Origin of the sequence: Marinobacter sp. MDS2 (assembly GCF_030718085.1) — a bacterium.
Lineage (GTDB): Bacteria > Pseudomonadota > Gammaproteobacteria > Pseudomonadales > Oleiphilaceae > Marinobacter.
Window position 1 is genome coordinate 209,557 of record NZ_JAVAJF010000001.1, and the last position, 23,355, is coordinate 232,911.

General features: G+C 54.0%; 20 protein-coding genes. 6 read left to right on the top strand and 14 right to left on the bottom strand.

Annotation, left to right across the window (positions count from 1 at the left end):
* The first annotated feature begins 262 nt into the window (after positions 1 to 262).
* A complete protein-coding gene (locus tag Q9245_RS00995; RefSeq protein ID WP_305895413.1) occupies positions 263 to 1,153 on the top strand; it encodes a LysR family transcriptional regulator in 891 nt (296 codons plus the stop codon).
* 14 nt (positions 1,154 to 1,167) lie between these two features.
* Positions 1,168 to 2,337, top strand: coding sequence for a PilT/PilU family type 4a pilus ATPase (locus tag Q9245_RS01000; protein WP_305895414.1), 1,170 nt, complete (start codon positions 1,168 to 1,170; stop codon positions 2,335 to 2,337).
* A gap of 10 nt (positions 2,338 to 2,347) precedes the next feature.
* On the opposite strand, the gene Q9245_RS01005 is transcribed toward Q9245_RS01000, so the two are convergent.
* The 10 genes from Q9245_RS01005 to Q9245_RS01050 all read right to left on the bottom strand — a co-directional run bounded on the left by Q9245_RS01005 (position 2,348) and on the right by Q9245_RS01050 (position 13,277).
* Positions 2,348 to 3,433 carry an MFS transporter gene (locus Q9245_RS01005; RefSeq protein ID WP_371824776.1) on the bottom strand — a complete coding sequence of 362 codons (1,086 nt, stop codon included), beginning with the start codon at positions 3,431 to 3,433 and terminating at the stop codon, positions 2,348 to 2,350.
* 75 nt (positions 3,434 to 3,508) lie between these two features.
* Entirely contained in the window at positions 3,509 to 4,603 is a 1,095-nt protein-coding gene (aroC, locus tag Q9245_RS01010) for a chorismate synthase (RefSeq protein ID WP_305895415.1), read from the bottom strand.
* A gap of 36 nt (positions 4,604 to 4,639) precedes the next feature.
* Positions 4,640 to 5,545 carry a 50S ribosomal protein L3 N(5)-glutamine methyltransferase gene (prmB, locus tag Q9245_RS01015; protein ID WP_305895416.1) on the bottom strand — a complete coding sequence of 302 codons (906 nt, stop codon included), beginning with the start codon at positions 5,543 to 5,545 and terminating at the stop codon, positions 4,640 to 4,642.
* A 77-nt stretch (positions 5,546 to 5,622) separates the two neighbouring features.
* Complete coding sequence (locus tag Q9245_RS01020) at positions 5,623 to 6,843, bottom strand: patatin-like phospholipase family protein (RefSeq protein WP_305895417.1); 1,221 nt, start codon at positions 6,841 to 6,843, stop codon at positions 5,623 to 5,625.
* A 2-nt stretch (positions 6,844 to 6,845) separates the two neighbouring features.
* Complete coding sequence (locus Q9245_RS01025; RefSeq protein WP_305895418.1) at positions 6,846 to 7,760, bottom strand: DUF4892 domain-containing protein; 915 nt, start codon at positions 7,758 to 7,760, stop codon at positions 6,846 to 6,848.
* Positions 7,753 to 8,673, bottom strand: a complete 921-nt coding sequence (locus tag Q9245_RS01030; protein ID WP_305895419.1) for an alpha/beta fold hydrolase — start codon at positions 8,671 to 8,673, stop codon at positions 7,753 to 7,755. Before Q9245_RS01030 ends, Q9245_RS01025 begins: the two co-directional genes overlap by 8 nt.
* Before the next feature lie 12 nt (positions 8,674 to 8,685).
* Entirely contained in the window at positions 8,686 to 9,036 is a 351-nt protein-coding gene (locus Q9245_RS01035; RefSeq protein ID WP_114333655.1) for a PilZ domain-containing protein, read from the bottom strand.
* A 106-nt stretch (positions 9,037 to 9,142) separates the two neighbouring features.
* Positions 9,143 to 10,174, bottom strand: a complete 1,032-nt coding sequence (gene holB / locus Q9245_RS01040; RefSeq protein ID WP_305895420.1) for a DNA polymerase III subunit delta' — start codon at positions 10,172 to 10,174, stop codon at positions 9,143 to 9,145.
* Positions 10,171 to 12,258 (bottom strand): DUF3488 and transglutaminase-like domain-containing protein, encoded by a 2,088-nt coding sequence (locus Q9245_RS01045; RefSeq protein ID WP_305895421.1) that lies wholly within the window; start codon positions 12,256 to 12,258, stop codon positions 10,171 to 10,173. Before Q9245_RS01045 ends, holB begins: the two co-directional genes overlap by 4 nt.
* On the bottom strand, positions 12,255 to 13,277 hold the full coding sequence (locus Q9245_RS01050; protein WP_371824800.1) for a DUF58 domain-containing protein: 1,023 nt from the start codon (positions 13,275 to 13,277) through the stop codon (positions 12,255 to 12,257). The genes Q9245_RS01045 and Q9245_RS01050 overlap by 4 nt, the downstream gene beginning before the upstream one ends.
* 239 nt (positions 13,278 to 13,516) lie before the next feature.
* Here Q9245_RS01050 and Q9245_RS01055 point away from each other — a divergent pair, with 239 nt between their 5' ends.
* Positions 13,517 to 14,131 carry a hypothetical protein gene (locus Q9245_RS01055; protein ID WP_305895423.1) on the top strand — a complete coding sequence of 205 codons (615 nt, stop codon included), beginning with the start codon at positions 13,517 to 13,519 and terminating at the stop codon, positions 14,129 to 14,131.
* Between the two features lie 135 nt (positions 14,132 to 14,266).
* Here Q9245_RS01055 and Q9245_RS01060 read toward each other — a convergent pair whose 3' ends face one another.
* Positions 14,267 to 15,232 (bottom strand): DUF6160 family protein, encoded by a 966-nt coding sequence (locus tag Q9245_RS01060; protein ID WP_305895424.1) that lies wholly within the window; start codon positions 15,230 to 15,232, stop codon positions 14,267 to 14,269.
* A 185-nt stretch (positions 15,233 to 15,417) separates the two neighbouring features.
* Positions 15,418 to 16,005, bottom strand: a complete 588-nt coding sequence (locus tag Q9245_RS01065; RefSeq protein WP_305895425.1) for a hypothetical protein — start codon at positions 16,003 to 16,005, stop codon at positions 15,418 to 15,420.
* Positions 16,006 to 16,168: 163 nt separating this feature from the next.
* Here Q9245_RS01065 and pabB point away from each other — a divergent pair, with 163 nt between their 5' ends.
* The gene (gene pabB, locus Q9245_RS01070) at positions 16,169 to 17,545 is read left to right on the top strand and encodes an aminodeoxychorismate synthase component I (protein WP_305895426.1); all 1,377 of its coding nucleotides are present in this window, start codon (positions 16,169 to 16,171) and stop codon (positions 17,543 to 17,545) included.
* Positions 17,546 to 17,587: 42 nt separating this feature from the next.
* On the opposite strand, the gene thrH is transcribed toward pabB, so the two are convergent.
* Entirely contained in the window at positions 17,588 to 18,202 is a 615-nt protein-coding gene (gene thrH / locus Q9245_RS01075) for a bifunctional phosphoserine phosphatase/homoserine phosphotransferase ThrH (RefSeq protein ID WP_305895427.1), read from the bottom strand.
* A gap of 209 nt (positions 18,203 to 18,411) precedes the next feature.
* Between thrH and Q9245_RS01080 the strand changes: the two genes are divergently transcribed.
* The gene (locus Q9245_RS01080) at positions 18,412 to 19,137 is read left to right on the top strand and encodes a phosphoadenylyl-sulfate reductase (protein WP_305895428.1); all 726 of its coding nucleotides are present in this window, start codon (positions 18,412 to 18,414) and stop codon (positions 19,135 to 19,137) included.
* 65 nt (positions 19,138 to 19,202) lie between these two features.
* On the opposite strand, the gene cysB is transcribed toward Q9245_RS01080, so the two are convergent.
* On the bottom strand, positions 19,203 to 20,180 hold the full coding sequence (gene cysB, locus Q9245_RS01085) for an HTH-type transcriptional regulator CysB (protein WP_305895429.1): 978 nt from the start codon (positions 20,178 to 20,180) through the stop codon (positions 19,203 to 19,205).
* Between the two features lie 214 nt (positions 20,181 to 20,394).
* Here cysB and Q9245_RS01090 point away from each other — a divergent pair, with 214 nt between their 5' ends.
* Entirely contained in the window at positions 20,395 to 23,136 is a 2,742-nt protein-coding gene (locus Q9245_RS01090; RefSeq protein ID WP_305895430.1) for a LuxR C-terminal-related transcriptional regulator, read from the top strand.
* Positions 23,137 to 23,355: the final 219 nt, after the last annotated feature.

Below are 23,355 nucleotides of genomic sequence, written 5' to 3' on the forward strand. Positions count from 1 at the left end.
ATAAATCGACAGGACACTCGAGCTCTGGCGATAGCTCCTCCCAACCACCCGCGCCCCAACTTCAAACGGGGCATCGCCAATCGAGAATCCACCTACGCAAGTCTGGGGATTGGTTTACGTGGTGCCGTTTCAAAAATTTCGTAGGCCATGGATGGCCGGAGAGAAGCGCACACGGACGTGCTTGTAGCGGTTTTTGAAACGGCACCCCGTAAGCCAAGACCTCCCACCCAAGCCCTAATTGACGCGGAGAAAATAGACAACGATGGACGCAAACTCCCTAAAAGCATTCCTGACAATCGTAGACCAAGGCTCTTTCTCCGAGGCCGCAGAAACACTGCACCTAACCCAGCCGGCCGTCAGCAAACGCCTGGCCACCTTAGAACAGCAACTCGGCACCAAACTGATCGAACGGGGCCACCGGGAAATTCGCCTGACAGAAGCCGGCGCGAGGTTACTTCCTCACGCCCGTCAGATACTCGACGACATTCACAACGCCAAAGCCGCTCTAGCCTCCGATGACGGCACCATAACCGGCGAACTCAACATCATCGCCAGCCACCATATTGGCCTGCACCACCTGCCAAACTGGCTGCGACGCTTCGCAAAACAGTATCCGGAGGTTTCTATAAACCTGCAATTCATGGAATCCGACGCAGCCTACAGCCAAATGTTAAAACGCAACGCAGAACTCGCGTTCGTCACCCTCAGCGACAGCATGGAAAGCCAGTTCAGGGTATACCAACAGTGGCCCGACCCCATGGCATTTGTAACCGGTACAGATCATGAGTTAACTGCCGACAAAACGACTACACTTAAAGAGCTGGCAAGGTACCCCGCACTATTGCCGGACACGACAACAGCCACCTATCGCACCGTGAGCCGCTTGTTTCTGGAGGCCAACCTCCCACTTAAACAACAAATACCCACAAACTATCTTGAGACCATCAAGATGATGACAAGTGTTGGCTTAGGCTGGAGCGTGTTGCCACTGAGCATGGTGGATAAGAGCCTGCACACCTTACAGACCGGCTTCTCGGTCAGCCGGGTGCTGGGCGCAATCGGTTTGTCAGGGCGCCAATTAAGCCTGGCCGCCAAAGCCATGCTCGATATCGTTAAGGAAGAAGAAGTGAGCTGTAAAACTAACACCAAATGATTACAGGAGCTTTCATGGGCTTCGACGATTACCTAAAAATTCTGGCCAAACACGATGGATCCGATCTGTACCTGAGCACCGGCGCCCCGCCCTGCGCAAAGTTTCACGGCACACTCAAACCTATTGACCGAACGCCGCTTGGGCCAGGCGTCATCAAAGAAATCGCTTGGTCGATCATGGATGAAGACCAACGCGCTGAATTTGAGCAAGAAATGGAAATGAATCTCGCCTACAGCATTCGCAACGTAGGCCGCTTCAGGATCAACATCTTTCGACAGCGACATGAAATCTCCATTGTTGCCCGAAACATCGTTACCGATATCCCCAATGTTGACGACTTGGGCTTACCCCCCATCCTCAAAGATGTGGTGATGGCCAAGCGTGGATTGGTTCTGTTCGTCGGTGCCACGGGCTCTGGCAAATCCACCTCGCTAGCCGCGCTCATTGACCACCGCAACACCCATTCAGCCGGGCACATCATTACTATTGAAGATCCGGTTGAATACATACACCGACACAAGAAAAGCATTGTTAATCAACGTGAAGTTGGCGTTGATACCCGCAGCTTTCAACAAGCGCTCAAGAACACCTTGCGCCAGGCTCCGGACGTGATCCTGATTGGCGAGATTCGCGATCGCGAAACGATGGAGCACGCCCTTGCGTTCGCCGAAACCGGACACCTATGCATCTCCACGCTGCACGCCAACAACTCCAACCAAGCCCTGGACCGGATCATTAACTTTTTCCCGGAAGAACGCCGTCACCAACTGTTAATGGATCTTTCGATGAATCTTCGGGCTTTTGTATCTCAGAGGCTGGTTCCGACTGTTGATAAAAAACGCTGTGCAGCCATCGAGATCCTCCTGGGCACGCCAACCATCAGTGAACTCATTCTTCGCGGAGAGATAGACGGCATCAAAGAGATCATGGAAAAATCCACCAACCTTGGCATGCAAACCTTCGATCACGCACTGTTCAATCTGTGGATGGAAGGAAAAATAAGCCAAGAAGATGCGCTGAAAAATGCGGACTCGGCGAACAACTTACGGCTCAAGATCAAACTTCATGGCCGGACTGCGCCGCAAGCTCGTAGCGCAGTCTCGCGTTCACCCGCGAGCTCTGAGGGAATCGGGTTATCGCTGCAATTGGAAGACCAGGAAGAGGATTCAGATTCACCGCCATAGCCTTGGCGCATCAACTCTGTTCAGGAGGGGGTTTCAACCCCCACCAGGTCACGCCAATTGCCACGGCCATAGCCCCTGCACCGCCCCAGAAAGCCGCAGCTGTGCTAAAGCCGTCCACCAGAAACCCGGACATCCAGGCGCCCAGTGCACCGCCCGCGCCGAAGGTCAGTCCACTGTAGAGCGCCTGCCCCTGCCCATGGTGGTGCTTGCCGAAAAAACCTTGAACGTACTGCACCGAAACCGCATGCAACACACCGTACGAAGCGGCATGTAACAACTGAGCAACAATCAGAACCGGAACCACGGCCGTCAGCTCGGCGATAAGCGCCCAACGAATCATCGTCAACATCAAAGCGCCCAGCACCACCTGACGCACCGAGAAGTTTCGCGTTATACGGTGCAACACTAAAAACAAAACAATTTCCGCCAGCACGCCGAGCGACCAGAGCAGTCCAATCGATAGTTTGCCGTAGCCATGGTGCTCAAGGTGAATACTGAAAAAGGTGTAGTAAGCGCCGTGCGATACCTGCAAAAGAAAGTTCATTGCGAAAAACGCAATAACAGCGGGGTGACTGATAATCGCTTTTAAACTGCCTTTCGGCGCGCGTTCCACACGAGCGCCGCGCTCCGAGGGCACTAAAAATGCCGACGCTGCGATTCCGACGAAAACCGGTAGCAGCAACCACGGGAGGTATTCGATGGGAACCCATTCTAACAGCGCGCCCACCAACGCGACGGCACCGATAAAGCCAACCGATCCCCACAAGCGAACTTTGCCATACTTGTCTTTATGGGCCCCCAACACCCGCAAGGTGATGACCTCATAAAGCGGAAGAATGGCGTTCCAAAAGAAGGTAAACACCAACATCACTAGCAGCAGACCGTAAAAACCGGGCTCCAGAAAGACGCCAGCAAAGAAAATAGATCCTGTTATTGCCCCGAAGCGAACCAGACGCACGCGCTGCCCGGTTCGGTCGCCGAGCCACCCCCAAAGACTGGGGGCCACAATCTTGGTCAGCTGGATGGTCGCCATCAGTGTGGCGATTTGCAGATAGGAAAAGCCCTGCCCCTCCAGATAGAGGGACCAGTAAGGCAAAAGCCCTCCTAAGAGGGCAAAGAACCAGAAGTAGAGGTTAGACAGCCGCCAGTAGATGGTGTCGCCTCCCTTCGATCAAAGCTGACCGATAACCGGAGTGGACACTTCAACGTCGCCGTTTTGAGCGCGATGGCGCAAATAGTGGTCCAGAAGAACAATGGCCATCATGGCTTCAGCGATCGGAGTGGCCCGAATACCAACACACGGATCGTGACGACCGGTTGTAATCACCTCAACCGGATTGCCATGTACATCAATGCCGCGGCCCGGCAAACGCAAACTGGAAGTCGGCTTCAATGCAATACTGGCCAGGATTGGCTGCCCGGATGAAATACCGCCAAGCACACCACCAGCTTCGTTGGACAAGAAGCCCTCCGGAGTCATCTCATCCCGGTGCTCCGTGCCCTTTTGCTCGATGCACCCGAAACCTGCACCAACCTCGACACCTTTTACTGCGTTAATACTCATCAAGGCATGGGCCAGATCAGCATCTAAGCGATCAAAGATAGGCTCACCCAGCCCTGGCGGTACACCTTCCGCCACCACGTTGATTCGAGCGCCGATGGAATCTCCTTCTTTTCGAAGGGCGTCCATGAAGGCCTCCATTTCCGGCACCTTGTCAGCGTCCGGGCAGAAAAACGGGTTCTGATGAACCTGCCCCCAATCCAGCTTATCAACCTTGATAGGACCCAGCTGCGATAGATACCCGCGTATACGAATGCCCAAGCGCTGTTCCAGAAACTTACGAGCCACGGCACCGGCCGCGACGCGCATCGCCGTTTCGCGAGCGGAAGAACGCCCACCACCGCGATAATCCCGATTGCCGTACTTATGGTGGTAGGTGTAATCCGCGTGCGCAGGCCGGAACTGCTCGGAAATTTTGGAGTAATCCTTGGAGCGCTGGTCGGTGTTCTCGATGATCAATCCGATCGGCGTACCAGTGGTTTTGCCCTCGAACACACCCGAGAGAATACGAACCTCGTCGGCTTCCCGGCGCTGAGTGGTATGGCGAGAAGTACCCGGTTTTCGGCGATCAAGATCGGCCTGCATATCCGCTTCCGACAGCTCCAGCCCCGGAGGACATCCGTCTATAATGCAGCCCAATGCGGCGCCGTGGCTTTCACCAAAGGTGGTGACCGTAAACAGCTTTCCGAAAGTATTTCCCGACATATTTCAGCACTTTGTGTAAGTTATATAAAAACAGGGTTAAGACTTTTTAGCCTGCCATTCACGAAGGTCTCGGGCGGTGACCAAGAACACACCATCGCCACCGCTCTCAAACTCAAGCCAGGTCAACGGCAGATCCGGATAGGCGTCATCCATGGCTCCCCAGGAGTTCCCCACTTCAACGATCAGCAAGCCGTCTTCCGTCAGATGCTCAGAAGCCTTTGCGATGATTCGATGTGCAATGTCCAGCCCGTCGTCTCCGGCAGCGAGGCCCAGCTCCGGCTCATGCCGGTACTCTTCAGGCATATCTGCCATATCTTCCGCATCGACATAAGGCGGGTTACTCAGAATCACATCGTACCGGCCTTCAATGCTGTCAAACACATCCGAACGAACCGTGTGCACACGCCCCTGAAGACCGTGCAGTTCGATGTTCGATTCAGCCACAGCCAGCGCGTCTTCAGAAATATCCGACAGCGTCACCTCGGCTTCATCGAATACGGTCGCAGCGCCAATTCCGATGCAACCGCTACCCGTGCATAAGTCCAGCACACGCTGAACGTAAGCATCACCCAACCAAGGCTGCAATCCGTTTTCGAGCAATTCACCCAAGGGCGACCGTGGCACCAAGACCCGTTCATCAACATTGAACGGCATCCCCATAAACCAGCCTTCGCCTAACAGATAGGCGATAGGCACACGTTCACTGATACGGCGATCAATGCGAGCAAGAATCAGATCTCGTTCCGAGCGGGTAAGCCGTGCATCCAGAAAAATGTTGTTGTTTTCCAATGGCAGATGAACACTGCGCAGCACCAACTGGACCGCCTCGTCCCAAACATTGTCGGTACCATGACCAAAATAAAGTGGCGATGCGGCGAAGCGTGAGGCGGCATACCGCAATAGATCACGGATGGTATGCAGATCATCAACGGGACTAGTCACAAATAAACGTTCCTGCTCAAGCATTTTAGCGCCGCATTATACGCAGATTCAGCGCGCAACTGCAGCCTTCGTGGGGGTTAAAGCGCCAGTGGGCCCGAGCTGCTTCGACTTTCTTCAAACCGATCCAGAGCGGCTGTCATACGCTCGCGCCCCAGTCGGATAAGCTCAGGCGCTTTGTGGTAGTCGTAGCTTCGGCTCGCATTTTTGGGAATGTTTACCAGCAAATCAGGCGGATAACCCGCGATTTTGTACTGCACCAAGGCGCTTTGCATGGTTTCGATGGTCAGGTTCATCACATCAAATTTACCAATACCAAGCTTGTCCCAATCAATGGTGGGGTGTTCCTCTTTTTGCTTTGCCTTGTTCTGGCTTCGCTCTTCCAATTTTGCCTTCAGCTCGCTCTTTTTGTTGTCCTCAGCGGTCTTCTTGGCAATCTCGCGGCTTATCTTATCCTCTGGCGATTCATCGCTACTTGGGCCTCGGGTGGTCAGCGACTTGAGCGTGTCCCAATCAAACCAGCGTGAGGCTTTATCACGAACCGCGCCTACCCACTCTTCGATGTCACGGCCTTCATCGTTGTCAGACGAGAAGGCCGCGTCGGGAATGCGGCGATGCTGGTCGTCCTCACCACTCAGGTTGACCGCCATCACAAGATCGGCATGGGCTGATATCGTGGGAATAATCGGAAGCGGGTTAAGAAGCGCACCATCCACCAAAACCCGGCCGTTTAGCACCAAGGGCGTGACCACGCTCGGGATGGCGATGGAAGCCCGAATAGCCTGATCCAAAGGACCTTCCTGGAACCAGATCTCTTTGTGGGCCAGAAGGTCGGTCGCGACGGCGGTATAGGACATCGGCAGTTCTTCAATGCGAGTATCGCCAAGAATCTCACGCACCACCGAAAAAACTTTTTCACCGCGAATGGCACCGATAGAGGTAAACGTAACATCAAGCAGCTTGAGCACGTCAAACTGCCCCAGACCGGTCACCCAATCTTTGTATTCCTGCAGTTTACCAGCGGCATACATACCGCCAACCAACGCGCCCATTGAACAACCCGACACCGCAATAATCTTGTAGCCACGCTCATGCAGCACTTCAATTGCACCAATATGGGCGTACCCTCGGGCGCCGCCACTGCCAAGGGTCAGGGCGACGGTTTTTCCGTTACCGGTTTGTCTGACGGTAGCCGAGGCAGACGACACATCCGAACTTTCGACCACAGCACTGACACCATCCTGCACCGGTTGCTCCGGAGCAGAACTGCCGCTCGCTTCGGGATTGCCCTTATCTGCCATAGTTACGGCCTCTTGATGACGACGACTTCAAGTCTATTGCCTTGACGGTTAGGTGCGACCTGGTGAACGGCAGGCCCGACCGGCAAAATTCGTATTTGACTGCGGGAAACGCCGATCTTATTGAGCAGATCAGCAAAGGACTGCGCAGCCTGATCCGATCGTTCAACTGCGGCCTCGAAGGCTTCATCGTCGCTCAGCTCGGAAAAGGCCACAAGCACCACGTCAGAATCTTCTTTTTTACTCCAGGCCAACAGCTTCCGCCTGTCACTGGCCGTAAATTCAAACCGGTATGAGATACCGCCCTGCCAGGGCACAATGAGAGGACCTTGCATTCGCCCATTTCCGGCTTCGGATCCGGGAATCACCGCTCCTTGGGTGACGTTCAAGTGTTCCACCCAAACGTATTCACGCAAGTTGCCTCGGGTAACGGTATACACCGAGGTTAACCATTGCCGCCCCTGGTCATCCAACGCAGCAACCACGAAGTAATCCTGATCGGTATCCCGACCTAATAACTTAGGCTGCTCAAAAACCTGATTTGCCCAAACGTTGCTGCGCCCGCAGTTAATGCCGGAGCACTCGAAAAGGATCTGTGCGCCGCGCGCCTGCATGCGTTTTAAATAGTGATTCCGGGCTTCCTGGCGACTGGCATCGCGGTTAATCTCATACAGCTGGCCTTCGCCACGCACAGGCAGGCGGGCCAGGACCTTGGAACGGATTTCATTGCGCACCTCCCGGATCGGGCTGAACAACACCAGATGACCAGAAGATTCGATGGATTTGGTTAGCTGAAGCCGGGACTGAGGGAAGGCTTCCGGTGCTGTTCGCAAAGACTCCGCAACAGCGCTAAGCGAAAGCCCTGTCAGGGCGACAAGCATAAGACTTTGCAGAAAACGAAATCGCGCGGAATCAAGCATCAAAAAGGAACCCTTTTATAGCGGAAGCTACTGGAACGGTATCACCGTCGAGGTGGCAATGGTGCCCACCCGGCACATCCGCAATGGTTAAGTCGGGAATCAGCTTTAGTCGGGCATCAATTCCCTTACGGTCCGCCAGCAAACCGCCTTCCGCCCGAACGAATAAGGTCGGAACTGTCAGCACCGACAAAGACGCGTGCACTTGCTCTTCTGTCATCATAAGTGCGGTCGGGTGCCTGAGGCGAGCATCAGTTCTCCAGACGAACCCGTCTGGATGCTCCCGCATATTACGAGGGACCAAGGTGGCGGCCGCTTCGGGGCTTAACGGGCTAAGACCGCCTTCCCGGATCTTTGCAGCCGTCTCGATAGACGGATAAACAGCTGACGGCGCAGAACCACTTCGTTTTTTCTGCAAGGCCCGGCGAAGCTGCGGAATTGTCTCTTTTGCCGGACGGCTTAGTGCACCGATACTGTCTATCATGACCAGCCGCTTAACCCGCTCCGGAAAAGCCGCGGCGTAGAGCGCGCACACAATTCCGCCCAATGAGTGCCCCACCAAATCCAGCGGTTGTTCGCCGCCTTTGGAAAAGTGCACATCGATCAGTTCACAAAGATCGGCGACATAGTCAGTCAGCCAATAACCATAACCGGGCGGACGATGGCTAGAATGCCCGTGGCCAGCCATATCGATGCCGTAAACGGTCGTGAATTCAGAAAGCTCAGGGGCCAAACGGGCGAACGTCATGGCGTTGTCCAGCCAGCCGTGCACCATGAGCACCGGAGGATGAGTATTCGCGGGAGATTTAGCGGGCCAAGCAAGTCCCGCCAACTCTATATTCTGCAGGGGCCAGTGCGCCTCCCGGCAACCGGCCGGATTTGCGAGCCTGCTGCCTGCTAACACGGCATCGTTCATTCAGAAAGAATCCTACATCGTGTGCGTGGGGCGGTCCGAGCTCAGGGAGCCCGCCAGATAAGATTCAATTTTGGTGCGAGCCGTTTCATCATCACCGTTAAATTGAACGCCAATGCCAGCAGCCCGGTTACCCTGCGCTCCTTTGGGTGTAATCCAAACCACTTTGCCCGCAACAGGGATTTTCTCTGGCTCGTCCATCAGGTTCAGCAACAGAAACACCTCGTCGCCCAGCTGATATTGCTTTTGAGTGGGTATAAACAACCCACCCTGACGGATGTACGGCATGTACGCGGCATAAAGTACCGCTTTATCTTTAATGGTCAGGGTGAGAATACCGCTGCGTGCTCCGAATCCGGGGCCCATATCAAACACCTTTAAATGCTTAAAGTTTCGTGACGCTATTTTATGCTATTTTTCGCCAAGAATTTCCCGACATTTCACAATCATAGCAGCTGATCTTAAACAAAGCTCAACTTGCCTTGCGGCGCACTGGCATCAGCGCTCGCCACGCAATCAGCAGCTGACTGGCTTCCAGTTCCGGGCTGGCGTTATACACCGCAGCGCTTCGGCTCTCTTTCACTTTATCCAACAACTCATGAGCACGCCAAGCCGGATTGCTTCGGGCAAGATATCCGAACATATCGGCTGTTTCAGGATCAGACACTTCCCCGCCAGCGCAGCACCGCGCAAGATCGGCTGCCCAGCTTTCGAACAGCCAAAGCGCATCATCCACGCCCAGTGCTTTGAATTTTCTGGCGGCTTCACCTACCCCAACCTGCCCCTTCATAAACTGGCGGAACGCGTCAAAAGCGGCATCCCGCAGCGACAAGAATTCTCCGGTTGCGTATTCAAGCGCCAATCGAGGCGCATTGCCGGAAAGCAACAAGCTACGCGCCAGATCCCGATCCGATGGCCGACTATCCTCATCCAGACTCGCCACTTTGGTGGCAAGCCACTGGCTCGCTTGCTCAGCGGTAGGTAAAGGTAACGCAAGGGCCTGACAGCGTGACCGAATCGTAGGCAAGATTGGCCGCCCACTCTCCTGTAACAGCAAAAGGGTTACATCTGGCTGGGGTTCTTCCAGGGTTTTCAGCAACGCGTTCGCCGCATTGATATTTAACTGATCCGCCCGGTCTATGATGGCGACCTTATGCTGGGCCACCTGAGCCGAAGACACCGCGAAGGAGGTCAGAGCGCGAATCTGATCAACTTTGATCATCCGCGACTTTTCGGGCGCGTAGACGCGTAAATCGGGATGGGTGCCAGCAGCCATCAGTTCACACTGCTTACATATCCCGCAAGCCAAAGGTGTTCCGTTTTCCAGCCCGCTTGGAGCGTCACACAGAAGAAGCGCACCAACGGCTTTTGCCCAGGCCTGTTTGCCGACACCTCGCTCACCACCCACCAACAACGCGTGCGGCAGCCGCTTCTGAGTCAAGCGCTGTTGAATGCTTTGCCAATGGCTGGCAAGCCAAGGCATTTCCTGTGCTATATCCGTCATTTAACCGAGCCTGTGGAACTTCGTTGGCCATCATGTCGAAGCTGGCGTTTGATGGCTTTTAATAATCGTTGGAGCCGCTGCAACTCTTCGCCGCGATGCGAGGACAGCGCTTGCCTATAGTAATGGCTGTTCACCGCCCGGGCAAAAGTCCTTGCGGATTCAGCCACTGCGGGCCGTGCCTGGGCCAATCGTTCCGCCTGAACCATCGGGGTTTCACCACTACGTACGGGCACGCCTGCCTGCTGACAGACTCGCCGCCAGTTTTCCAAGACTCTGCCAAAACCGTCGCGGCGCTCCCCGGCTCTTAAACTCAAGCCTGAAACGACACCGGCAATCAGTAATGCGAAACCGACTATTCCGGCGGTGATATAACCCAGTTCTTTCAGGCCCATTCCACCCGGCAAGCGGGACATAAGATCTAACTGGCTCTGGCCTTGATAACCGACCACCCAACGCTGCCACTGATAGTTGATGCGGTCCAACTGAAGCCCGAGCCACTGGAGTGCAGCAAAATCCTGATAACGCTGAAGCGATGTGAAGTCATTTTCAAGAAACGAACCCTCTTCCTCTACTGCATCTCTGAGACCGGACTCGATTCGGCTCGGCGCGATGGCCGCCGTGGGATCAACTCTCACCCAACCCCGGCCTTCCAGCCAGACTTCCACCCAAGCATGAGCATCGTATTGGCGAACAATTAAATACTCGCCCCCAGCCCCCGGATCACCACCCTGATAACCGACAACGATTCGAGCCGGAATACCCGCGGCCCTGAATAAGAACGTTGAAGCCCCAGCGTAATGGGCACAAAATCCGCGCTTATTATCAAACAACAAGGCATCTACCCCGTCCTTCGGCATCGTCGGTGGGCGAAGCGTGTAGTAATACGCCTGCTCACGGAATCTGCGCATAAGCGCATTCACCAACTCGGCAGGTTTCAGATCAGCCGCCATTTGTTCTGCTAGCGCACGGGTTTTCGGATTGCCACTGCGTGGCAATTGCAGGTATCGGTTTCGTTCGACGCCATCCAACGCCAGCACAGGTGACGACGCTGTCGCTGACAATGCCATTCGGTAACGAATAGGGCTGTCGGCGGGCCGTTCAAAGCGAAACAGATCCTCGCCGGCGGCAAATACATTGTTCGACGCAGCCACCGAATTCTCCAGGGTGAATGCCCAGCGCTGGTCTGTTGGTTCCATTAAAACATCGTATTCGTTCTCTGCGAGAGGGCCGGCTCCCCCATCTGTAGCAACGCGCCCCAACCTCCGAAACGGCGCCTCATCCCGCTGCCGCCAGGTTTCGCCATCCAGATAATCGAGTATCAACCCTCGCCAATAACGATCCCGATAAGCCGGATTTTCACCACCAAACGTCACCCGAAAAGCCCGTTCACTACTTTGAGCCAGATTGGAAATATCACCGGGGCGCATGGTGTCCGAAATACCACTGCGGGCCTGCCCCGACACCAACGGCACACTCCACAACGGCGCCATTCGCGGGAAAAACACGAAGAGCAGCACCACAATTGGCAGGGTTTTGAGTAACAATAAGCCTAACCGCTTCCAACCCGCGCGGAAATTGCCCGGCAAGGCCGGGGCATTCAGAATTTGTAGCCCCACCAATAAACATCCTATGGCAGCAAAGGTAATAAGCGCCCAAACAATGCTTTGCTGAAACAGAAAATTAACCGCCGCCAGATACACGAGAATAAAAAAAAGAACATAGAAATCACGAGCCGTGCGGGTTTCAAGCCACTTCAAACCCACCGCCAGAACAAAAAAAGAAGCGGCGGTATCAACTGTAAAGCGCCCCTGCACCGTAGCGACGTAAATCGCAACCAGCACCAACATAACGCCGGTCTTCAGCCACCGCCCGGGTAACCTGAACCTGCCTTGCTGGGCCATCCACCGCCACACGGCTAACACAGCACACGCACCTACCAGCCACCAAGGCAAACGATCCCACTGGGGGGCCAGTAACAGAGCAAATGCGCCAATCAGCCAAAGTAACGCTCCACCGGGAATGGCTTGCTCCGCGTGATCGCCCGCGTTTCCCTGATTAAGCTTGAAACGGCGTAGCACGTTCATTTCACCGCCCCCGCATAACCAGCATCCAATGATTTACGTGTGCCATAGGACAAAGCATCCTGATCTCTCGGCGGCATCTCCCCCCAGGCCGCAAGAGCACGCAGACACCGTTCGCCATGGGCGGAGCCGGAGTCTGGCTCTATGATTTCACCCGGAAGGTTCAGCCCAAACCGCGCCCCTTGCTTCACCCGATCCGCCACGAGCCAGGCCAAATAACTTAACCGAAGCTCCGCATCCGCACCCGGAAACGCATTGAAATCTAACCAGTGGGGGCTGCCCTGCTCGCCCTGCCAATCCGCCACCACCATTTGGCCGGACCGGGCGTAACGCTTCCACATCACTCTCTGGCTGAGATCCCCCTCCCGGAACGGCCGCAAATCCGCATGGTCCTGCCCGACCACAGGTGTTATGGCCGCGGCCTCAACACCGTCCTCCACCTGACTTCCCGCTTCAGGTGCAACCAAAGGGCGTGGATACGCCAGAGCCGCAGACGATGGGCGCAGCCACGACCATGCCTTTAGCAAGCCAAATGGGAAACGGGTTTCAATACGAATTCGCTCGGGGCGCACATACCCTCGATGGGCAGAGGGCACGGGCAAAATCACGTCTTTTGTGGAGCCGGCGGGAATATGAATCTGCTCAAGCAACGAGTCGTCTACCATTAGCTGAATCGCCACAGCCTGGTCTTTGCCCGCCGTCAGCCTCAGATAGAACGGGATATCATCGCCCGCAGTACCCTCACCCGTTCGCGTGACCGAAAGGGTGAGGCCCGACAAGTTGCGGTGAGTCTGGTGCATGGCACCGATAAAGACGGTTCCCAGAACGAAGGTCATCAGATAGATGAGGCTGTTTTGGTAGTTAATACCGGTGATCAGCATAATCAGCAACAGGATGCCAAACACCACCCCGGCGCCGGAAGGCAGAATGAAGATATTCTTCTGGCTGAAAACCTGACTGTCGGTACGGGGAATTCGCCGGTTTATCCAGTCTCGCCATCGAGTTAACACACCTTGCCTCAACCTGCCCTCCAAGCTCTAAATTCCGTTAATACCCAACCTATTCGGCGCCCATCAAACCACAGTTCGGCCCTTCAAACACAACTATACTGCTTAACGGTGGGTTCTGATCACACCTCTGGCACTTTCTGATTGAAAAAGTGTCTGACAACCAGAATACTCCGATAAGGGAGCGGGCTGGCTGAACCAAGCATTTTCAGTGGCGGCTCTGAACAGACACGGAAACGTATGAGGCACGACATATGACTCGCCCATCACTGCTTGCAGCAGCCATTGCAGCAACTTTGGCCAGCCCCGCTTGGGCCGGCGTACAAACCATGAGCTCTGATGAGATGGTAGACACCTACGTCGAAGATTCCGCCGTCATCGTCGTGCCCAGAAATCAGCAAAAATCCGAAGCTGACCGCCAAAAAATTATCCGCGCCCTGACCATCTCGCCGGGAGAACCGGTGATCACCGAAGCGGAAGAAGAAGCTTATCGGGAAGCGTTACAGCGTTATATTGAAGACGGCCGAAAAGATGCGTTGACGGATGCGGAAGAAGAGTTTGTGCGTAAGGCACTTCTCCTCCCCATCGACGAACTAGCGAGCGCACAACCACCGGCGGATTTTACGCCAAGAACGCTACCTTTGATTTTTGGCCAGCAACCCGAGATACCGGACGAGCCTTTCACACAAACGTTTATGAACGATCAGCTGGGGCTTGGGTTTGACGGGAAGAATTTGAATTTCAGCATTGGCAACCCGCCGGGGTTAAACCAGATACAGGTGCCGCACGGAATTAACGAAGGGCCTGTTACTTTGACGCCTCGACCAGGTGGTGGATTTGATTTATCGATTGCGGTGCCGGATCGCTGATGATTTAGCGACAGCACTACATGTTAAAAGCGGCAACTCTCGGGTTGCCGTTTTGTTTTCATGCTTTTATTTCAGGTATAAAAAAACGCCCCGCAAGGCGGGGCGTTTCTTCACCAATTAAGCGATCAGGTCAGATTAGTGACCGTATACTGCCAAACGGGTGTTTTGCACATGCAGGTTGTCCAGAGCAACGGTACCGATATTGGTTCCGCCGATCAGCACTTGACCTACGTTAACATCCATAACGATGTCGTTGATGTCGATGCGAAGGGCGTCGGTCGCGGTAGAGGCGCCAAAACCATTGCCTTTATATACATCCAAGTTAACTTGAGCGAACTTGGTGGCAACGCCCAACATCTTCGCCTGTGCTGGATCATTTGGGTCTAGGCCAAGCTCAACGTTGGGCGCCTCGACAGTGCCATCACCGTTGTAGTCGAAGTTATTGCCCGCACCCGTGATGGACATGCCTTTGATACCCAAAGCCAGGAACGGAACGTCAAATTCCATGCTGTTCACGGTGAAAGCAGTGTCGATGTTCAGAGAACCGTCACCAGTACCACCCAGGTTGGTCGCCGCGTCTTCAGTGTCAACACGGATATCCAGCTTAGCCAACATACCCCAAGCTTTCAGGCCGGAAACCAAGGTTGTGCTGTCAGTGCCTTCCAGCATCATGCTGTCTGCAGTCAAACCGAAATCAATCGGCAGGCCGCTGATGGTGTGAACGGAGATTACCGCGTCGCCATCTGCCGCAATGTCGATGTCGATTGACAGATCGTCAAGCAACTGAGTCGCTGCAAGATCAGGCGTGCCATCACCATCGGTGTCAAAAATTGGAGCTGCACCAGTGATAAGCCCAGCACCGCCAAGATCGATGTTGTTCACGGTGAAGGAACCACCACCGATTTCATTGGCGCCACCGCCATTCGTGTCGGTGTACTTGAACTGACCGATGCTTACCTGGGTTTCCAGCTCGATGGTCACACCGGCTTGACCGGTAACGTTACCCATCGCCATGTCGTTCATCGCTTGCAATTCAGCATTGGCAGCAAAAGGAACCGCAGCAATAGCCGTTACCAGAGCAATTTTTTTCAGGCCTTTCATATTCTTCTCCTTAAAACTCATCATTGTTTTTATCTGAGTTTGTATTTTTTGATGCGAGATCGATGACCCCACGAGTTCATTTAAGATTGTTTTACAGTCCGATTCCGTGACTGTACTCACACTTCCCCACATCAAAGCTACGAAAACTTACAAAAGGCGCCTGCCCCACATTTCCCCAAAACATCTCAACTTTCTGTAGCACCGTCGTAAAACAGTTCATAAGGTTTTTTCTGCGATTGGGCATCACCAAAACTCAGCTCACCTTGCTGGAAGCGGTATGGAACAATCTGCAACCCCGAAATTCCAAGACGATGTTCATGCTCCACCGCCAAAACGCGGATATCATCCTCGCCGTCCAGATTGCCCGCGTAGACGATTGCCGTTCCTAAAATTTTGCCGTGGCGTGCCAGCGACTTCAGCGCCGCCCGATACATCAACACCTTAATCGTTGCTGAAGCCTTGTCTCCGGTTTCCCCGAGTTTGACCCTTTTCACTTCACCGTCATTCATCATCATCCACGCTGACGGGATAACTATGCCGCTTTGCTCTAGCTCCGCGCCGACTTCTTCTCGCGCGACTGTTGTCAGCTTTTGAACGTGTACCGCAGCAAGCGTTGCGTATTGCTTGATCTCTTCTTCGGTCAATTTCCCGTCTGACAATGCATTGCGATCAGGTATTGGCAACTCTTCCTCAGCTTGGGCGAAGGTCACCGGCACTGTTACAAAAACAACCGTCAGCATTATCCAAAACAGACTTTTAATATCTCTTATCATTATTAGAATCCTTACGCGTTATTTGCAGGAGGAGCGGCGGTCCAAATTAAGTTAGAATGCCGCTTTGGCTTTCTTCCCCTTTTTATTAGACCAGCGGCCTTCCTGAACCGACAATGCCGGTTTTGTGGCCTAAGTATCATTCTTCTAATTAACTGGAGCTAATTTGCCGCTTCCCGCCTCCACCCAGATTGACCGTAAAAAATACGAACGCTTACTTGCTTGGGCGGCCGAGCTAGAAGATTTCGCCTATTTAGGAAGTACAGGTTCAGGCCACAACCACGGTTCGTTGAGAGGGTTCACAGGCTGCGCAGTGGAAAGGGTATGCGTCGAACCTAATACCGATCTTCTAGAAACAGATTCGCTGGCCTCAAAGATGGAAAGTCTGGCTCGCCAGTTCAGTCTGCCCGATAGCGACGTAAGAAATATTCTGACAGGCGGCTGGATAGGCTTGCTCAGTTATGAATTCGGATACGCAAGAGAAAAACGCCTTGCCGGAGAAAACCAAATGGCATCGACACCGCTTTTATACGCTGGCCTTTATTTGTGGGCGGCCAGCCATAATGTCGAATCAGACACCTATCATTTATGGCTCCACCCCGAGTGTCCGAGCAAAACTCGGACTCTTATCAATTCCTGGCTAGACAACGAAACTCCTAACCGACTCGAAAGCTGGAAAATACCGTCGGGTTTTACAGCTACGCAAATAGCTTCGGATTTCAAAACGAGCGCATCGAAAGTCCTCCGTTACATCACCGCCGGAGATTGCTACCAAGCGAACCTCTCTCAAGAATTCACAGCACGTTATAGCGGAAACCCATGGTTTGCTTTTCAGAAATTAGCTGAAGCCAATCCCACGCCTTACAGCGCATTCCTGAAAACTCCGACCCGTTCCGTGCTGTCTATTTCTCCCGAGCGTTTTCTGGAAATCACAGATCGCACCGTAAAAACCAGCCCAATAAAGGGTACCCGCCCCCGCGGAACCACACCCGAACAAGATGCTGCTTTAGCCCAGGAACTGCTAGCCTCCGAAAAAGACCGCGCTGAAAACCTGATGATTGTCGATTTGCTCCGGAACGATCTCAGCGTCAACGCAAAACCCGGTTCCGTAAAAGTTGACGAACTATTTGCGCTGGAAAGCTACGAAAACGTGCACCACTTGGTCAGCCATATCAGAGCTGAGCTAAAAGACGGCGTGTCACCGTTGCAGGCACTGTTCGATGCCTTCCCCGGCGGCTCCATTACCGGTGCGCCAAAAATTCGTGCGATGGAAATCATTCGGGAACTTGAACCCCATTGGCGCGGACCCTACTGTGGTTCGGTGTTTTATTACGGATTAGATGGCAAGCTCGACAGCAACATCGCTATTCGCACCCTACTCTGCGAGAACGAACATACGGATGAAGAAGGCCTAGAACATGGCACCATTCGGTGCTGGGGAGGCGGTGGAATCGTTGCGGATTCGGAACCGGAAGCGGAGTATCAGGAAACACTGACGAAAGTTCAGCCCCTGATGAAGTTCCTGGAGAATTTGAAACTCTGACCTGCACCACCTTTTGGTGGCACAGGTCAGCCGTTTAAGCGATTAAGCACTGTGAACAGCGCTTGCCTTCAAAAACTCTTTCTTCAAATCTTCGAATTCATGCACCGCAGGGTACTGCGGGAATTCTTCGATCACGTTCTGCGGTGCGTGGAACAGAATACCGGCCTCAGCCTGCCCCAGCATGGTGGTGTCGTTGTACGAATCACCGGCTGCAATCACGCGGTAGTTCAGCAATTGGAAAGCACGCACGGACTGGCGCTTGGGATCACGCTGGCGCAGCAGGTAGTTGGTAATCTGGCCGTTATCGGCCACTTCCAGCTTGTGGCACAGCAGTGCCGGGTAGCCCAGCTTCTTCATCAGCGGCATGGCGAATTCGTAGAAGGTGTCTGACAGAATCACCACTTGGAAACGCTCACGCAACCAATCCAAAAATTCGCGGGCGCCCGGCAGCGGGTCCAGCGTTCCGATGACTTCCTGAATGGCCGGCAAACCATAGCCGTGCTCGTCCAGAATACGTAGGCGCTGCTTCATCAGCACATCGTAATCAGGAATATCCCGGGTGGTGGCCTTGAGCTCTTCAATACCGGTTTTTTCTGCAAATGCGATCCAGATTTCCGGGATCAATACGCCCTCAAGGTCAAGACATGCGAGTTCCACGACGGTCTCCTGATTGAATAATGGTTGAGCGAGCACAACCGATGCTCACCTTTCATGCGGGTATCATATGAAAAAAGGGGCGCAAATGCATCGGGTATCGGGCCAGCTTTCCTGCCGACAACGCATAAACATATAGATTGTCATTCCTTCAGGTTATGAGTTGTTTGTTGTAGCCTTGAGGAATTCTGTACTAGCAATGCTGGAGAAACATGACTGATATCGATTCCCTCCGCACGGAACTGGACGGCCAAAGCCCCCGAGCGATTCTGAAAGCCGCCTTGGCACGTTACGACAACATCGCCATTTCTTTTAGTGGTGCTGAAGACGTAGTGCTGATCGAAATGGCCCACAAACTGACGGACAACCTCAAGGTCTTCACACTGGACACCGGTCGGCTGCATCCCGAGACGTACGAGTTTATCGAAAAGGTTCGACAGCATTACGGAATCGAGATTGAAGTGCTCTTCCCGGAGGCCGAAGCCGTTCAGAATCTTGTCGGCAAGAAAGGCATGTTCAGCTTCTACGAAGACGGCCATTCCGAATGCTGTGGTATTCGCAAAGTGGCACCGCTGCGTAAAAAACTGGCCACCGTGGATGCTTGGATCACCGGACAGCGTCGCGACCAGAGCCCCGGAACACGCAACGATGTCCCCGTGGTACAGATTGATGGCGCGTTTTCGACCGATGACAGGCCACTGGTGAAGTTCAACCCGTTGGCGAACTGGAGCTCCAAGGAAGTATGGGACTACATCCGGATGTCGGAAGCCCCTTACAACGCGCTCCACGAAAAAGGCTTTATCAGTATCGGTTGCCAGCCCTGCACCCGTCCGGTACTGCCGGGCCAGCATGAACGCGAGGGCCGCTGGTGGTGGGAAGAAGCCACTCATAAAGAATGCGGGCTGCACGCAGGGAACCTGATCGGAAAATCCGGCTAATCGCGAATCACAAAAAAGCCCGCCCGTGTTGACGACACCGGCGGGCTTTTTTGTTTCGTGCACGATTAGTACGTGGGCAATTCTATATCTTCAAACAGAGCTGCAATTTCGGTGCGACTGCCCTGGTGCGCAACAACGCGATCAACCATCTCTTTGGTTAGATGCGGTGCAAACCGGTTCATGAAATCGTACATATAACCACGCAAGAAGGTTCCTTTGCGGAAGCCAAGGCGCGTGATAGACGGGCGGAACAGTTTGCTGCCATCCAACGCCACCAGGTCGGTATCCACTTTCGGATCGTAAGCCATGCTGGCAATGATCCCAACCCCCAAGCCAAGCCTTACGTAGGTTTTGATCACGTCGGCATCAGCGGCTGTGAACACAACCTTCGGTGTCAGCCCCTTCGACTGAAACGCCTCATCCAGTTTCGAGCGCCCGGTAAAGCCGAATACATAGGTCACCAACTGGTATTCCGCGAGCTCTTCCAGAGTCAGGTCTTGCCCTTGTGCCAAAGGATGATCCTTCGGCACCACCACGCACCGGTTCCAGCGATAGCACGGCATCATCAACAGATCGTTAAACAGCTCCATGCCTTCAGTAGCGATAGCGAAATCAACAGCGCCGTTCGCCGCCATTTCCGAGATCTGCATCGGAGTACCTTGATGCATGTGCAGAGACACATCCGGGTATTCTTCAATGAATCCTTGAATAACCGGCGGCAAGGCGTAGCGTGCCTGCGTGTGGGTGGTCGCAATACTCAGATCACCTTTGCGCTGGTTGCTGAACTCCTGGGCAATTTTTTTAATGCCTTCCGCGCGTCGCAGAATCTCCCCGGCCTCACGGATGATGATTTCTCCGCCCGGCGTAATGCGCGTTAAGTGCTTGCCACTTCGAGCAAAGACTTCCAGCCCCAACTCGTCTTCCAGCAGCCGGATCTGTTTGGATATACCGGGCTGAGAGGTAAAGAGGCTCTGGGCAGTCGCGGACACATTCAAATCGTGGTGTGCAACTTCCCAGATATAGCGCAGCTGTTGTAATTTCATTAAATCCGTCGCTCCCAGATAAGACCTTTCACCAAATAATACGCATAAAAATGAGAATTTTCATTCTTTTTGGATATACATAGACACTCATCTTCAGTGTAGCTTAATTCCCTGCTTTCACAGCCCCGCCAGCAAGTTGCATTCGCTTTACTCTTGACTTGAGCGTGACAAAGCACACAATCGCTTATCGAAGCTATTTTGATTGTGCTGAACCATGTTGCTAAACACCAAGTTCCTGAGACCTTCCCCCGATCGTCGCGCGGTTCGCAGAGAACGGCTAGACGTAATGTTGGATGCCTCAGAAGGCAAACGCTTGAACCTGATTGTTGCGCCCGCAGGCTTCGGCAAATCGACTCTGGCTAGCCAGTGGTGCGCTCAAAATACCGCTCGAACAGCCTGGTTGTCGCTGGACACCCATGACGACCAACCCCGCCAGTTCTGGCAGTACCTGATTGGAGCTTTTGAACACTCGGGGTTAATGGGGCTGGAAGACGCCAAAAAACAGCTCTCTCAAGAGTCCGGTGACGATCTGACGGCCGCGATCACCTGCTTGATCAACACACTGTCAACGGAAGGCGTGCCATGGTCTTTGGTGTTAGACGACTACCACGTTATTTCGGATGACGATATCCATCGTCAGCTTGCATGGTTTATCGATTACCTCCCCCCCGGCATTCTGATCACCATCGCATCTCGTACCGAACCTCCCTTGCCGCTGGCTCGCTGGCGTGTTCGCAGGCAAGTCCAGGACCTCTACCCGGGCTTGCTCGCATTTTCTGAAGACGAATGCCTTTCGTTTTTTCGTGACACCATGGCCATGGACCTTACGGAAGAAGAGGTCCTATCCATTGCCCAACGCACGGAAGGCTGGGTAGCGGCTATGCAGCTCTCGGCACTGTCGGGCAAAGCAGGACAAGCATCGCAGAGCCAAAGCACCCTGACCGCACCGATTGCTCTGGAAGGCAAACTGATCAGTGATTATGTCTTGTCCGAAGTGCTTGACCAGCTGCCCGATCCACTCACGGATTTCCTGCTCGACACATCCTGTTGTCCGAGACTGTGTGCTTCGCTCTGTAATTTCATCCGGGAACGGGCAGACAGCGAGGAGATGCTTGAGTCTTTACTGGCCCAGAATCTGTTTATCATTCCTCTGGATAACCGCAACGGCTGGTTTCGTTACCACGATTTATTCCGCGAAGCCTTGGCGGCACGCGCCCGCATCATCAATCACGAGAGGGCTGAAACCCTGCAGCGGCGCACCGTAAACTGGCTACTCAGCCACGGTCACGTACAAGAAGCGATAGGCCAGATTGTCAGCAGTCAGGACACCGAACGTTTGGCCCAGGTATTGGCTGAACACGGCAACAACCTGATTCACGGCGGCTTTCATTTGCCCGTACTGGAATGGCTGAAGCTCTTGCCTGAGGATCGGGTTCAGGAAAGCCCGCAACTGATGATGCTGCAGGTGTGGGGGCTCTATTTTGCCAACCGGGTTGAAAAACTCGAGCCGATTCTGGGCGAAGTAGAAAACCTACTGGACCGACAGGTCGCAGATTCCCACCCGAATGCTGAAGGTGCGCTGGCGATCCACGCCGAGTTGTCGCTGATGCGCTCGTACCTGGCCCGCAGCCGGAATGACGAGCAAAATGCGTCGGATCTCACTCGCCAGGCACTGAAAGATATCGACCACAACCAGATTCCACTGAAATCTGTCACCTATTACGGCCTAGGGCTAGATGACTTCGGCAAGGGTGAACTTAACGACGCTCAAGAAGCGTTGGAGGCGGCCATCCGGTTTGGACAGGTGGAACGCAAACCCAGCACGGTACTATCTTCCGGGGGCCTTTTGGCATGGATCCAGTATCATCGCGGTGACACCGATCTTGCGCTGGACACCACCACACGAATACGCAGCTGGGTTGATGAGCATTACTCCGATCCAAGCCAACCCCGCCTGATTTCATGCTGGCAAAATTCCGCGTTGACGGAAATCTACCGGGAACGGAACGAACTGGAACTGGCCGCCAGTTATCTTTCGCCGCTACTTGAGCATGTCGAGAACGGCACCGAACCAGGCCAGCACGTAGTTATTCAATACGTTCGTGGACATTTAGCCTTCAGCAAAGGGAACCTGGAAACCGCCATTGAATGTTTGGAAGATGCGCTGTTCGTGGGTAACAAACGCCGGGAACATATTGTCTTCGAGCCGCCGGCGGTTTCTGCCTTGCTAGCCCGTTGCTATCTGGCCGCAGGTGATCAGGCGAAAGCCATGCGCTGTATTGAGCCGGCCATACAGCACCCGGCAAATAATCCGCTGAACCGTGAGCAAAATCAGATTTCGTTGGCACGCACGCTTATTTCCGGTGGGCGATGCCGCGAAGCACAAGATACGCTTTCAGCACTGATTCCCATTGCCGAACGCAACGCCCACAATCGCCATCTGGTCGAAATCCTCTTGGTTTACGCAGAAGCCCTTCAGCAGGAGGGCCGAGCAGCAGAAGCATCCGCCATGCTCGAACGGGCGCTCGATCAGGCTGAAAACGCTGGCTTTATGCGGTTGTTCGCTGAAGAAAACGACAGACTAAAAAGATTGCTGCTCGAATTACCGCGCTTGAGAGCACCCGGGCGCTGGAATCGCGAGCTGCTCACCATGCTCAAAGATCAAAACGCCACCCTCAACCCGCTGACGCAAGAGCCCGTAACTCAGCGTGCGACTGGCCCTTCTGATTCCGAGCAACCCTCGCCATTAGTAGAGCCCCTCAGCCTTCGGGAACAAGAAGTTCTTCAGCTCATCAATCAGGGGTTGGCCAACAAAGACATTGCGATGACGATGTCGGTAGCACCTGCCACCGTAAAAGCCCATATTCGGAACCTTTATAGCAAGCTGGGCGTGGGCCGCAGAACAGAAGCGCTGGCCAAAGCACGAGAACTCGGACTACTCGACCAGTCATCCTAAAGTGTGACTTGCATCACACTTTTCTCACATTAAGCCTACCCACTACGCCTTTAGGACGATCCCCTTACGCCCCTTTACGCCTTATTATTAATCCACAGTGAGGTTAACGTCTCACACGAGATCTGAAACTCAGGCCTTCAGTCTCCTTGTTGTGCGTTGTTTGGACGCCCGGGTTCGTTTAGAACCCTTTCTACAAGAGCCGCCCTCACGGGCTGGCTC